Source organism: Pseudomonas sp. MF6394 (assembly GCF_002018845.1).
In the GTDB taxonomy this organism is placed as follows: Bacteria; Pseudomonadota; Gammaproteobacteria; order Pseudomonadales; family Pseudomonadaceae; genus Aquipseudomonas; species Aquipseudomonas lactis.
Genome location: NZ_MVOJ01000005.1, coordinates 50,589 through 64,494, shown reverse-complemented (window position 1 = coordinate 64,494; position 13,906 = coordinate 50,589). Strand labels below are relative to the sequence as shown.

Annotated in this window: 11 protein-coding genes; 10 read left to right on the top strand and 1 reads right to left on the bottom strand. The window is 58.4% G+C overall.

Annotation, left to right across the window (positions count from 1 at the left end):
• Positions 1 to 42: 42 nt before the first annotated feature.
• The 7 genes from dnaK (at position 43) to MF6394_RS07545 (ending at position 9,853) form a co-directional block, all read left to right on the top strand.
• Positions 43 to 1,965 carry a molecular chaperone DnaK gene (dnaK, locus tag MF6394_RS07575; protein WP_003194213.1) on the top strand — a complete coding sequence of 641 codons (1,923 nt, stop codon included), beginning with the start codon at positions 43 to 45 and terminating at the stop codon, positions 1,963 to 1,965.
• A 317-nt stretch (positions 1,966 to 2,282) separates the two neighbouring features.
• Positions 2,283 to 3,407, top strand: coding sequence for a molecular chaperone DnaJ (gene dnaJ, locus MF6394_RS07570; protein WP_014719958.1), 1,125 nt, complete (start codon positions 2,283 to 2,285; stop codon positions 3,405 to 3,407).
• 10 nt (positions 3,408 to 3,417) lie between these two features.
• Entirely contained in the window at positions 3,418 to 4,224 is an 807-nt protein-coding gene (dapB, locus tag MF6394_RS07565; protein ID WP_003194209.1) for a 4-hydroxy-tetrahydrodipicolinate reductase, read from the top strand.
• 259 nt (positions 4,225 to 4,483) lie between these two features.
• Positions 4,484 to 5,620 (top strand): glutamine-hydrolyzing carbamoyl-phosphate synthase small subunit, encoded by a 1,137-nt coding sequence (gene carA, locus MF6394_RS07560; RefSeq protein ID WP_047711798.1) that lies wholly within the window; start codon positions 4,484 to 4,486, stop codon positions 5,618 to 5,620.
• A gap of 105 nt (positions 5,621 to 5,725) precedes the next feature.
• A complete protein-coding gene (carB, locus tag MF6394_RS07555) occupies positions 5,726 to 8,947 on the top strand; it encodes a carbamoyl-phosphate synthase large subunit (RefSeq protein ID WP_003194205.1) in 3,222 nt (1,073 codons plus the stop codon).
• Positions 8,944 to 9,420, top strand: a complete 477-nt coding sequence (greA, locus tag MF6394_RS07550) for a transcription elongation factor GreA (RefSeq protein WP_003194203.1) — start codon at positions 8,944 to 8,946, stop codon at positions 9,418 to 9,420. The genes carB and greA overlap by 4 nt, the downstream gene beginning before the upstream one ends.
• Before the next feature lie 28 nt (positions 9,421 to 9,448).
• Entirely contained in the window at positions 9,449 to 9,853 is a 405-nt protein-coding gene (locus MF6394_RS07545) for a hypothetical protein (RefSeq protein ID WP_044268600.1), read from the top strand.
• 9 nt (positions 9,854 to 9,862) lie between these two features.
• Here the strand turns inward: MF6394_RS07545 and MF6394_RS07540 are convergent, their stop codons facing one another.
• On the bottom strand, positions 9,863 to 10,171 hold the full coding sequence (locus MF6394_RS07540) for a YhbY family RNA-binding protein (protein ID WP_003176146.1): 309 nt from the start codon (positions 10,169 to 10,171) through the stop codon (positions 9,863 to 9,865).
• A 107-nt stretch (positions 10,172 to 10,278) separates the two neighbouring features.
• On the opposite strand from MF6394_RS07540, the gene rlmE reads away from it, so the two are divergent.
• The 3 genes from rlmE to folP all read left to right on the top strand — a co-directional run bounded on the left by rlmE (position 10,279) and on the right by folP (position 13,900).
• Complete coding sequence (gene rlmE / locus MF6394_RS07535; RefSeq protein ID WP_003194199.1) at positions 10,279 to 10,929, top strand: 23S rRNA (uridine(2552)-2'-O)-methyltransferase RlmE; 651 nt, start codon at positions 10,279 to 10,281, stop codon at positions 10,927 to 10,929.
• A gap of 200 nt (positions 10,930 to 11,129) precedes the next feature.
• Entirely contained in the window at positions 11,130 to 13,040 is a 1,911-nt protein-coding gene (gene ftsH / locus MF6394_RS07530; RefSeq protein WP_032895273.1) for an ATP-dependent zinc metalloprotease FtsH, read from the top strand.
• A gap of 8 nt (positions 13,041 to 13,048) precedes the next feature.
• Positions 13,049 to 13,900, top strand: a complete 852-nt coding sequence (folP, locus tag MF6394_RS07525) for a dihydropteroate synthase (protein WP_047711796.1) — start codon at positions 13,049 to 13,051, stop codon at positions 13,898 to 13,900.
• The last annotated feature ends 6 nt before the right edge of the window (positions 13,901 to 13,906 follow it).

The window sequence follows — 13,906 nt, the reverse complement described above, 5'->3', positions numbered from 1 at the left end:
AACTGCTGCGGCAACCAAATTCAAGTTTCGGGAGAGTAAATCATGGGCAAAATTATCGGTATCGACCTGGGGACCACCAACTCCTGCGTCTCCGTGCTGGAAAACGGCGTTGCAAAAGTTATTGAAAACGCCGAAGGCGCACGTACCACTCCGTCGATCATCGCTTACGCCAACGACGGTGAAATCCTCGTCGGCCAATCGGCCAAGCGTCAGGCAGTGACCAACCCGCACAACACCCTGTACGCGGTAAAGCGTCTGATTGGTCGTAAGTTCGACGAAGAAGTCGTACAGAAAGACATCAAGATGGTGCCTTACAAAATCGCCAAGGCCGACAACGGTGACGCCTGGGTTGAAGTGAACGGCCAGAAAATGTCGCCGCCACAAATCTCGGCTGAAATCTTGAAAAAGATGAAGAAGACCGCCGAAGACTACCTCGGTGAAGCAGTGACTGAAGCGGTGATCACCGTTCCGGCCTACTTCAACGACAGCCAGCGTCAGGCCACCAAAGACGCCGGCCGCATCGCGGGCCTGGATGTAAAACGTATCATCAACGAACCCACCGCAGCTGCTCTGGCTTACGGTATGGACAAGGCCAAGGGCGATCACACCGTGATCGTTTACGACCTGGGTGGCGGTACGTTCGACGTCTCCGTGATCGAGATCGCAGAAGTTGACGGCGAGCACCAGTTTGAAGTGTTGGCCACCAACGGTGACACCTTCCTGGGTGGTGAAGACTTTGACATTCGTCTGATCGACTACCTCGTTGACGAATTCAAGAAAGAAAGCGGCATGAACCTCAAAGGTGACCCGCTGGCCATGCAGCGCCTGAAAGAAGCCGCTGAAAAAGCTAAGATCGAGCTGTCTTCCGCTCAGTCGACCGACGTGAACCTGCCGTACATCACTGCAGACGCTACCGGTCCTAAGCACTTGAACGTGAAAATCTCGCGTTCCAAGCTCGAAGCGCTGGTTGAGGACCTGGTTCAACGCACCATCGAACCTTGCCGCATCGCGCTGAAAGACTCCGGTATCGACGTTGGCTCTATCAACGACGTGATCCTGGTAGGCGGTCAGACCCGTATGCCACTGGTTCAGAAGCTGGTCACCGAGTTCTTCGGCAAAGAAGCTCGTAAAGACGTGAACCCGGACGAAGCCGTTGCCATGGGTGCTGCCATCCAGGGTGCCGTACTGGCCGGTGACGTGAAAGACGTGTTGCTGCTGGACGTAAGCCCGCTGACCCTGGGTATCGAAACCATGGGTGGCGTGATGACTGCGCTGATCGAGAAAAACACCACGATTCCTACCAAGAAATCCCAGGTGTTCTCGACTGCCGATGACAACCAGGGCGCCGTGACTATCCACGTGCTGCAGGGCGAGCGTAAGCAAGCTGCGCAGAACAAGTCCCTGGGCAAGTTCGACCTGGCTGAGATTCCACCAGCACCACGTGGCGTGCCACAAATCGAAGTGACCTTCGACATCGACGCCAACGGCATCCTGCACGTCGGCGCGAAAGACAAGGCCACCGGCAAAGAGCAGAAGATCACCATCAAGGCCAACTCCGGCCTGTCTGATGAAGAAATTCAACAGATGATCCGTGATGCTGAAACCAATGCTGAAGCGGACAAGAAGTTCGAAGAGTTGGCAGGCGCCCGTAACCAGGGTGACGCGCTGGTTCACTCGACGCGCAAAATGATCGCTGATGCTGGCGACAAAGTGACCGACGAAGAGAAAACCGCAATCGAAGCGGCAGTGGTTGCCCTGGAAGCCGCCATTAAAGGCGACGACAAGGCTGCCATCGAAGCCAAGGTTGAGGAGCTGTCGAAAGTCTCCGCGCCAGTTGCTCAGAAAATGTACGCCGAACAAGGCCAGCCGGCTGACGGCGCTGCGCAACAAGCAGAGCCTGAAGCCAAGCACGACGATGTTGTCGATGCCGAGTTCGAAGAAGTTAAAGACGACCAGAAGAAGTAACTTGGTCGCCCGGTTGACCGCTCACAAGCGGTGACTGGTAGGATGTCGCCGCGCGGGAGCTTGCTCCCGCGTTGGCGTGTCTGGGGTATGCGAATTTTTACAGCATGCGACAACGCTCGGATGCTGGCGGTGTGAACGGGAATGCTCCTGCTTTCCGAATGACAGTCACCGCGTTTTTGGCCGGGTCCCTGGCTGAAAGCAGTAATGACCAGGATCGTTGAATTGACGTGAGTTGGGTCCGGGCCTGTATTGGGGCTCAACGAGTTTGGCAGGGTTCAGGAGGGCCAGGTCGAACGTCCTTAAGAGTGCAAAGACTTATGGCAAAGCGTGACTATTACGAAGTATTGGGTGTGGAGCGTGGCGCCAGCGAGGCGGAGCTGAAAAAGGCCTACCGTCGCCTGGCGATGAAGCACCACCCGGACCGTAATCCGGATAACAAAGAATCCGAAGAGATGTTCAAAGAGGCCAACGAGGCCTACGAATGCCTGTGTGATCCCAATAAGCGTGCAGCCTACGACCAGTATGGCCATGCCGGTGTCGACCCGAGCATGGGCGGCGGCGGTGCCGGTTTTGGTGGCCAGAACTTCTCCGATATTTTCGGCGACGTATTCAGCGACTTCTTCGGCGGTGGCCGTGGTGGTCAGCGTGGCGGCCCTCAGCGCGGCAGCGACCTGCGTTACACCCTGGAGCTGAACCTGGAAGAGGCCGTGCGCGGCACCAGTGTCAATATCCGTGTGCCGACGCTGGTTAACTGCAAGCCGTGCGATGGCTCCGGTGCGAAGAAAGGCTCCTCGCCGATCACGTGCCCGACCTGTGGCGGTATCGGGCAGGTGCGCATGCAGCAGGGCTTTTTCTCGGTGCAGCAAACCTGCCCGCGTTGCCATGGCCAGGGCAAGATCATTTCTGATCCGTGCGACTCCTGCCACGGCGAAGGCCGCGTCGAAGAGTACAAGACGCTGTCGGTGAAAGTGCCGGCGGGTGTGGATACCGGTGATCGTATTCGCCTGTCGGGCGAAGGCGAGGCGGGTGCCCAGGGCGGCCCTACGGGCGACCTGTACGTGGTGATCAATGTGCGTGAGCACTCGATCTTCCAGCGTGACGGCAAGCATTTGTTCTGCGAAGTGCCGATCAGTTTTGTTGATGCAGCACTGGGTGGCGAGCTGGAGATTCCGACGCTGGATGGTCGGGTCAAGCTCAAGATTCCCGAGGGGACTCAAACCGGCAAGCAGTTCCGCATTCGTGGCAAAGGCGTTGCGCCCGTGCGTGGTGGCGGTGCTGGCGACCTGATGTGTCGTGTGGCGGTTGAAACCCCCGTGAACCTGAATCGTCGTCAGCGTGAACTGCTGGAAGAGTTCCGCAGCTCGCTGGAAGGCGATGACTCGCACTCACCGAAGACCACAGGCTTCTTCGACGGTGTAAAACGCTTCTTCGGCGACCTGTAAGGATCTGAATATGCGACGTATAGCCGTAATGGGCGCTGCCGGGCGCATGGGTAAGACGCTGGTCGAGGCGGTGCAGCAACGCTCGCCGGCCTCCGGGCTGACGGCGGCGATTGTTCGCCCAGGCAGTACGTTGATCGGCGCGGACGCAGGTGAGTTGGCCTCATTGGGTCGCATCGGTGTTTCGCTGTCTGGCAACCTTGAGCAGGTGGCTGACGAATTCGACGTGCTGATCGACTTCACCCTGCCGGAAGTGATGCTGAAAAATCTGGCCTTCTGCCGCAAGGCAGGCAAGGCCATGGTGATCGGCACGACTGGTTTGAGTGCCGAGCAGAAGCAGTTGCTGGTGGAGGCGGGCAAGGATATTCCGATCGTCTTCGCGGCCAACTTCAGCGTGGGCGTAAACCTGTCGCTGAAATTGCTGGACCTGGCGGCGCGCGTGCTGGGTGATGAAGCAGATATCGAGATCATCGAGACCCACCATCGCCACAAGATCGACGCGCCTTCGGGCACGGCATTGCGCATGGGTGAAGCCATTGCGGATGCGCTGGGTCGCGATCTGTCGAAAGTGGCGGTTTACGGGCGTGAGGGCCATACCGGTGCTCGTGCGCGTGACACCATTGGTTTTGCCACTGTGCGCGGTGGTGATGTGGTCGGTGATCACACAGTGCTGTTTGCCACCGAAGGTGAGCGTCTGGAAATCACCCACAAGGCCTCCAGCCGCATGACCTTCGCCAAGGGCGCGGTGCGTGCTGCGCTCTGGTTGGAAGGGCGTGAGCCAGGCCTGTACGACATGCGTGACGTGCTGGATCTGCACTAAGCAGTAGCTAAAACGGGGGCTCAGGATTATCCTGTGGCCCCGTTTTTACCCGCTACGCGACGTCCTGTCGCATTCCCCTGCCTTTAAGGCTCATTAGCGGTGGACCAAAAAAGCCTTTTTCTGTAAGCTACAGCTTTAGTGTGTCCACTAAAAGCGCGCAGAATAATTCAGTGAAGAAGCGGGGTGACGTGTCCATACGTCACTCCGCTTTTTTACAACCTGCGATCGCCCTTTCAGGCTTTATTTACGGGAGGTCTTCTTGACTAAGCCAGCCATACTCGCCCTTGCTGATGGCAGCATTTTTCGCGGCGAAGCCATTGGAGCCGACGGTCAAACCGTTGGAGAGGTGGTGTTCAACACCGCCATGACCGGCTATCAGGAAATCCTTACCGATCCTTCCTACGCCCAACAGATCGTTACCCTGACCTATCCGCACATCGGCAACACCGGCACCACGCCGGAAGATGTCGAGTCTGATCGTGTCTGGTCGGCGGGCCTGGTGATTCGTGACCTGCCCCTGGTTGCGAGCAACTGGCGTAACACGATGTCGCTGTCCGATTACCTGAAAGCCAACAACGTTGTGGCGATCGCCGGTATCGATACGCGCCGCCTCACGCGCATCCTGCGTGAAAAAGGCTCGCAGAACGGCTGCATCATGGTCGGTGACAATATTTCCGAAGAGGCGGCGATTGCCGCAGCGCAAGGCTTCCCTGGCCTGAAGGGCATGGACCTGGCGAAAGTCGTCAGCGTCAAAGAGAAGTACGAGTGGCGTTCCACTGTGTGGGATCTGAAGACCGACAGCCACGCGACTATCGAGGCTGCCGATCTGCCTTACCACGTAGTCGCCTATGACTACGGCGTCAAGTACAACATCCTGCGCATGCTCGTCGAGCGCGGTTGCCGCGTGACCGTGGTGCCTGCGCAAACCCCTGCCAGCGATGTGCTCGCGATGCAGCCGGACGGTGTATTCCTGTCCAACGGCCCGGGTGACCCTGAGCCATGCGACTACGCTATCCAGGCCATCAAGGACGTGCTGGAGACCGACATTCCGGTGTTCGGTATCTGCCTTGGCCACCAACTGCTGGCTTTGGCCTCCGGCGCCAAGACCCTGAAAATGGGCCACGGCCACCACGGTGCCAACCACCCGGTACAAGATCTGGACACCGGTGTTGTGATGATCACCAGCCAGAACCACGGTTTTGCGGTGGATGAAGCCTCCTTGCCGAGCAATGTGCGCGCCATTCACAAGTCGCTGTTCGACGGTTCCCTGCAAGGCATCGAGCGCACCGACAAGAGCGCGTTCAGCTTCCAGGGCCACCCTGAAGCCAGCCCGGGCCCGAACGACGTAGCGCCGCTGTTCGACCGTTTCATCAATGAGATGGCCAAGCGACGCTGACTGAGTGGCCTGCGGGCGGCCCCGTATCGCGGTGGCCCCCGCAGGCTCTTCAAAGATTGTTCAAGACGGCTTGCCGACTGACCTGCGGATTTGAGTGACAAACCCATGCCAAAACGTACAGACATAAAAAGCATCCTGATTCTCGGCGCTGGCCCGATCGTGATCGGCCAGGCCTGCGAATTCGACTACTCCGGCGCCCAGGCCTGTAAAGCCCTGCGCGAGGAGGGCTACCGCGTCATCCTGGTGAACTCCAACCCGGCCACCATCATGACCGACCCGGCCATGGCCGACGCCACCTACATCGAGCCGATCAAGTGGCAGACCGTTGCCAAGATCATCGAGAAAGAGCGACCGGACGCGCTGCTGCCAACCATGGGCGGCCAGACCGCTCTGAACTGCGCCCTGGACCTGGAGCGCGAAGGCGTCCTGGAAAAGTTCGGCGTAGAGATGATCGGTGCCAATGCCGACACCATCGACAAGGCTGAAGACCGTTCGCGTTTCGACAAGGCCATGAAGTCGATCGGCCTGGCGTGCCCGCGTTCCGGTATCGCCCACAGCATGGAAGAAGCCAACGCGGTCCTCGAGACCCTGGGCTTCCCGTGCATTATCCGTCCGTCCTTCACCATGGGCGGCACCGGCGGCGGTATCGCTTACAACCGTGAAGAGTTTGAAGAAATCTGCGCTCGCGGCCTGGACCTGTCGCCGACCAAAGAGCTGCTGATCGACGAATCCCTGATCGGCTGGAAAGAATATGAGATGGAGGTTGTCCGCGATAAGAAGGACAACTGCATCATCGTCTGCTCCATCGAAAACTTCGACCCGATGGGCGTGCACACCGGTGACTCGATCACCGTGGCGCCAGCACAGACCCTGACCGACAAGGAATACCAGATCCTGCGTAACGCCTCCCTGGCGGTATTGCGCGAGATCGGCGTTGAAACCGGCGGTTCCAACGTTCAGTTCGGCATCTGCCCGGACACCGGCCGCATGGTCGTGATCGAGATGAACCCACGTGTATCGCGTTCTTCGGCACTGGCCTCGAAAGCGACTGGCTTCCCGATTGCGCGTATCGCTGCCAAGCTGGCTATCGGCTACACCTTGGACGAGCTGCAAAACGAAATCACCGGCGGCGCGATGCCGGCGTCTTTCGAGCCGTCTATCGACTACGTCGTGACCAAGCTGCCGCGCTTTGCCTTCGAGAAATTCGCCAAGGCGGATGCGCGCCTGACCACCCAGATGAAGTCGGTCGGTGAAGTCATGGCAATCGGCCGCACTTTCCAGGAATCCCTGCAGAAAGCCCTGCGCGGCCTGGAAGTGGGTGTTTGCGGCCTGGACGAGAAGCTCGACCTGAGCAACCCGGAAAGCATGAGCATCCTCAAGCGCGAGCTGACCGTGCCGGGCGCTGAGCGTATCTGGTACGTGGCGGACGCCTTCCGTGCCGGCCTGAGCGTCGAAGATATCTTCGGCATGAACATGATCGACCCGTGGTTCCTGGTGCAGATCGAAGATCTGATCAAGGAAGAAGAGAAGGTCAAGACGCTGGGTCTGTCGTCTATCGACCGCGACCTGATGTTCCGCCTCAAGCGCAAAGGTTTCTCCGACCAGCGTCTGGCCAAGCTGCTGGGTGTGACCGAGAAGAACCTGCGCACTCATCGCCACAAGCTGGATATCTTCCCGGTCTACAAGCGCGTTGACACCTGCGCCGCGGAATTCGCCACCGACACGGCCTACATGTACTCCACCTATGAGGAAGAGTGCGAAGCCGCGCCGACGGGCCGCGACAAGATCATCATCCTGGGTGGCGGTCCGAACCGTATCGGCCAGGGCATCGAGTTCGACTACTGCTGCGTACACGCCGCCCTCGCCCTGCGCGAAGACGGGTACGAGACCATCATGGTCAACTGCAACCCGGAAACGGTTTCCACTGACTACGACACTTCCGACCGCCTGTACTTCGAGCCGGTAACGCTGGAAGACGTCTTGGAAATCTGCCGCGTCGAGAAGCCTAAAGGCGTGATCGTCCAGTACGGCGGCCAGACCCCGCTGAAACTGGCGCGCGCCCTCGAAGCCGCCGGCGTGCCGATCATCGGTACCAGCCCGGATGCGATTGACCGTGCCGAAGACCGTGAGCGTTTCCAGCAAATGGTTGAGCGCCTGAACCTGCGTCAGCCGCCGAACGCCACCGTGCGCAGCGAAGACGAAGCCATCCGCGCGGCCAGCAAGATCGGCTACCCGTTGGTGGTGCGTCCGTCCTACGTACTGGGCGGCCGGGCGATGGAAATCGTCTACGAAGAAGAAGAACTCAAGCGCTACCTGCGTGATGCGGTGAAAGTCTCCAACGACAGCCCGGTGCTGCTGGACCACTTCCTCAACTGCGCCATCGAAATGGACGTGGATGCGGTCTGCGACGGCACGGATGTAGTCATCGGCGCCATCATGCAGCACATCGAACAAGCCGGCGTTCACTCCGGTGACTCGGCCTGCTCGCTGCCGCCGTACTCGCTGCCGGCGCACATTCAGGATGAGATGCGCGAACAGGTCAAGAAGATGGCCTTGGAATTGGGCGTTGTCGGCCTGATGAACGTACAGTTGGCGCTGCAAGGCGAAGATATCTACGTCATTGAAGTCAACCCGCGTGCTTCGCGTACCGTACCGTTTGTGTCCAAATGCATCGGTGTGTCCCTGGCCATGATCGCTGCGCGTGTGATGGCCGGTAAGACCCTGAAGGAAATCGGCTTTACCAAGGAAATCATTCCGAACTTCTACAGTGTGAAAGAGGCGGTGTTCCCATTCGCCAAGTTCCCTGGCGTGGACCCGATCCTGGGCCCAGAGATGAAGTCCACCGGTGAAGTGATGGGCGTGGGCGATACCTTCGGTGAGGCGTTCGCCAAGGCCCAGATGGGTGCCAGCGAAGTGCTGCCGACCGGCGGTACCGCGTTTATCAGCGTGCGTGATGACGACAAGCCACTGGTTGCAGGGGTCGCCCGCGATCTGATCAACTTGGGCTTTGAAGTCGTGGCTACCGCCGGGACCGCCAAGCTGATCGAAGCTGCCGGCCTGAAAGTACGCCGCGTGAACAAGGTGACGGAAGGCCGTCCGCACGTGGTCGACATGATCAAGAATGACGAAGTCACCCTGATCATCAATACCACCGAAGGTCGTCAGTCGATCGCGGACTCCTATTCCATTCGTCGTAATGCCTTGCAGCACAAGATTTACTGCACCACTACCATTGCTGCTGGCGAAGCTATCTGTGAAGCGCTCAAGTTCGGTCCGGAAAAGACCGTGCGTCGCTTGCAGGATCTACACGCAGGATTGAAGGCATGATCAAATACCCAATGACCGTCCAGGGCGCCAAGGCCTTGGAAGAGGAACACGCCCATCTGACCAAGGTCGTACGTCCAAAGCTGAGCCAGGACATCGGTACGGCCCGCGAGCTGGGTGACTTGAAGGAAAACGCTGAATACCACGCTGCTCGTGAGCAGCAGGGTATGGTCGAGGCGCGGATTCGTGACATCGAGGGCCGGATTCAGAATCAGGTCATCATTGATGTCACCTCCATCCCTCATACCGGTAAAGTGATTTTCGGCACCACTGTTGAGATCGCCAACGTCGAGACTGATGAGCGCGTTGTCTATCACATCGTGGGTGAAGATGAAGCTGACTTCAAACTCGGCAAGATCTCTGTTGGTTCGCCGCTGGCCCGCGCCTTGATTGCCAAGGAAGAGGGTGATGTGGTGGCCGTCAAGACGCCGGGTGGCGTGATCGAGTACGAGATTGTCGAAGTTCGTCACATCTGAAAGACGGCGCCCGCTGCGTGCGGGCGCCATGCTTTGGCAGCTCTCTCAGATGCTTTGGGTGGGCGGCCTATGGCTGTTGCATATTGGTGTATTGCCGGCGTTGGGCCTGATTGGCCTGGCGCCGCTGCTGATCGATGAGATCGACGGATTGCTGAGTGCGCTGCTGGTGAGTTTTGCGGCGGCGTGCGTGCTGCTTCAGGTGTTGGTGCTGGTCAAGGCTGAAGGCCTGAAGAGTTTGTGGCGGGATATTCGCGGGCAACTGCTGCTGATGGCGCTGTATGCATGCGCAATGTTTTGCGTGGTGCATGTGTGGCTGCCGCAAGCGTTGCGCTGGCAGTTATTCAGCTATCTTGTGCTAGGGTTCTCTGGCCTGGTGCTGGTTATGCAACCTGCGCCGGGATGGAGTGGCGGGGCGCGCGAAGCACGCCCTTGACCCTTTTCATCATTTGAAGCGATGAACGTTCGACAGTTGCTTGTTGACGCTGAAGTTCTTGCGATACAGCAGCGCCATCTTGCCGATGACCTGAACCAGGTCCGCTTTGCCGACCTTGCACAATTCTGCAACGGCGGCCAGGCGCGCTTCGCGATCAAGGATGTTGACCTTGATCTTGATCAGTTCGTGATCGTTCAGTGCGCGCTCGAATTCGGCTAGCACACCCTCAGTCAAACCGTTGTCTGCCACAATCAGAACTGGTTTCAGATGGTGGCCAATGGATTTGTACTGTTTCTTCTGCTCTTGAGTGAGCGGCATAATCTGACCCCTGCGTCTGATCTTGTAAAAAGCGGCGGCCAGTTTACCCGAGCGAGTCCGGGACCGCCCAGTTAATCACGACCCGTTTTATTTTTTCGAGGTGGCCCGTGGCCCGTTCCAAAACCAGCCTTAAGTGGCTACAAGAACATTTCAATGATCCTTACGTCAAAAAGGCGCAAAAGGACGGCTATCGTTCCCGTGCCAGCTACAAGCTGCTGGAGATCCAGGACAAGGACAAACTGATCCGTCCAGGCATGAGCGTTATCGATCTCGGCGCGGCCCCCGGTGGCTGGTCCCAGGTGACCAGTCGTCTGATTGGTGGGCAAGGTCGACTGATCGCTTCGGACATCCTCGAGATGGACAGCATCCCGGACGTGACCTTTGTTCACGGCGATTTTACCGAGGACAAAGTATTGGCCGAGATCCTGGAGGCCGTGGGAAATTCGCAGGTAGACCTTGTGATTTCCGACATGGCCCCCAATATGAGTGGATTACCGGCTGTTGATATGCCACGTGCCATGTTCCTGTGTGAACTGGCGCTGGATTTGGCGGGTCGGGTATTGCGTCCGGGTGGCGATTTCCTGGTGAAGGTCTTCCAGGGCGAAGGTTTCGACGAGTACCACAAGAACATTCGCAAGTTGTTCGACAAGGTGCAGACCCGCAAACCGGACTCTTCCCGTGACAGGTCCAGGGAGCAGTATCTGCTGTGCCGTGGCTACCGTGGCGTCGAAGGCGCGGCGAGTGAAGAGCGTTTTTGAGAAATTCGAGGGGGGCGATAGGTTTTTTTATATCGCTTTCGTCATGAAGCTTTACGAATATTGCGTAGTCAAAGTTTCACAAAGGGTTACAGACGGCGCCTGCCAGAGTTGTAGGTAATGTAGTAAGTTAGGCCGGTGAATATCATGCGAAGCGCGCGCCAGTAGCGGAGCTTGCTTCAGAGGGTAGTTAATTGAACGATATGGCAAAGAATCTGATCCTGTGGTTGATCATCGCGGCTGTCCTGGTGACGGTGATGAACAACTTCTCCAGCCCTAACGAGCCGCAGACCCTCAACTATTCCGACTTCATCCAGCAAGTTAAGGATGGCAAGGTCGAGCGCGTAGCGGTTGATGGCTACGTGATTACCGGTAAGCGCAACGATGGCGACAGCTTCAAGACCATTCGTCCTGCCATTCAGGACAACGGTCTCATCGGTGACCTGGTGGATAACAAGGTCGTTGTGGAAGGCAAGCAGCCTGAACAGCAAAGCATCTGGACCCAGCTCCTGGTGGCCAGCTTCCCGATCCTGGTGATTATCGCCGTGTTCATGTTCTTCATGCGCCAGATGCAAGGTGGTGCGGGAGGCAAGGGCGGGCCGATGAGCTTCGGCAAGAGCAAGGCACGCCTGCTCTCCGAAGACCAGGTAAAAACCACTTTGGCTGACGTTGCAGGTTGCGACGAAGCCAAGGAAGAAGTCGGCGAGTTGGTCGAGTTCCTGCGTGATCCGGGCAAATTCCAGCGTCTGGGTGGCCGTATCCCTCGCGGTGTGCTGATGGTGGGCCCACCGGGTACCGGTAAAACCTTGCTGGCCAAGGCGATTGCCGGCGAAGCCAAGGTGCCTTTCTTTACAATTTCCGGTTCTGACTTCGTCGAAATGTTTGTCGGCGTCGGCGCCAGCCGTGTTCGCGATATGTTCGAGCAGGCCAAGAAGCACGCGCCTTGCATCATCTTCATCGACGAAATCGATGCCGTTGGTCGCCATCGTGGCGCTGGCATGGGTGGCGGTCACGATGAGCGTGAGCAGACCCTCAACCAGTTGCTGGTAGAGATGGATGGTTTCGAGATGAATGACGGCATTATCGTCATCGCCGCAACCAACCGTCCCGACGTGCTGGACCCTGCGTTGCTGCGTCCGGGCCGTTTTGACCGCCAGGTTGTGGTCGGCCTGCCGGACATCCGTGGCCGTGAGCAGATCCTGAAAGTACACATGCGCAAGGTGCCGATGGGTGACGACGTGGCTCCGGCTGTGATCGCCCGTGGTACTCCCGGCTTCTCCGGTGCTGACCTGGCAAACCTGGTGAACGAGGCGTCGCTGTTCGCTGCCCGTACTGGCAAGCGCATCGTTGAGATGAAAGAGTTCGAGTTGGCGAAAGACAAGATCATGATGGGCGCCGAGCGCAAATCCATGGTCATGTCCGAGAAAGAGAAGCAGAACACCGCCTATCACGAGGCCGGTCACGCCATTGTAGGTCGTGTTGTGCCTGAGCATGACCCGGTCTACAAAGTGTCGATCATTCCCCGTGGCCGGGCACTCGGTGTGACCATGTTCCTGCCGGAAGAGGATCGTTACAGCCTCTCCAAGCGTGCGCTGATCAGCCAGATCTGCTCGCTGTATGGTGGCCGTATTGCTGAGGAAATGACCCTTGGCTTTGATGGTGTGACCACTGGCGCCTCCAATGACATCATGCGTGCCAGCCAGATTGCGCGAAACATGGTGACCAAGTGGGGCTTGTCGGAAAAACTCGGCCCATTGATGTACGCCGAAGAAGAAGGCGAAGTGTTTCTGGGTCGTGGTGGCGGTGGGCAAAGCGCCAGCTTCTCGGGTGAGACAGCCAAGCTGATCGACTCCGAAGTTCGCAGCATCATTGACCAGTGCTACGGCACGGCCAAGCAGATCCTGACTGACAACCGTGACAAGCTGGACGCCATGGCTGATGCGTTGATGAAGTACGAAACCATCGATGCCGACCAGATCGACGACATCATGGCGGGCCGTGCGCCGCGTGAGCCGCGCGACTGGGAAGGTGGTTCGGGTACTTCGGGCACTCCGCCTGTGGTGCAGAATGAGCGCCCTGAAACGCCTATCGGCGGCCCGGCAGCTGATCACTAAGGTTTGAAATGACTTCTGCTTTGTCCTCTACCCGGTTGCCTTGCGGCAACCGGGTTCTTGATTTGGCCCGGACGCATGTCATGGGCATCCTCAATGTAACCCCTGACTCCTTTTCCGATGGTGGCCGCTTCAGCCAGCTGGACGCCGCGTTGCACCACGCCGAGGCGATGGTGGCTGCCGGTGCGACGTTGATTGATGTGGGAGGGGAATCGACCCGCCCTGGCGCCCGCGTTGTTTCTCCATTGGAGGAGCTGGAGCGGGTGGCGCCGGTGGTTGAGCGCATTGCCCGTGAGCTGGATGTCATCATCTCGGTAGACACCTCCACCCCGGCAGTGATGCGCGAAACCGCGCGTCTCGGGGCTGGTTTGATCAATGATGTGCGTTCGCTTCAGCGCGACGGCGCCCTTGATGCGGCCGCTGCAACTGGCTTGCCCGTCTGCCTCATGCATATGCTGGGTGAGCCCGGCAACATGCAGGACAATCCGCATTACGACGACCTGGTTGGCGAGGTGAGTGGGTTTCTTGCTGAGAGGATTGCCCAGTGTGTGGCTGTGGGTATTGCGCCCGAACAGATCATCCTCGATCCGGGGTTTGGCTTTGCCAAGACCCTGCAACACAATCTAAGCCTGTTCAAACACATGGACGCCTTGCACGCCCTTGGTCGCCCGCTGTTGGTCGGCGTTTCGCGCAAGAGCATGATAGGGCTCGCCTTGAATCGCCCGGTCGGCGAACGCCTGTATGGCGGCCTGGCGCTTGCGGCGCTTGCTGTAACCAAGGGCGCACGTATTTTGCGTGTGCATGATGTCGCCGAAACGGTCGATGTGGTGCGCATGCTCGCTGCTGTAGAATCAGCCGAATAAGAATGA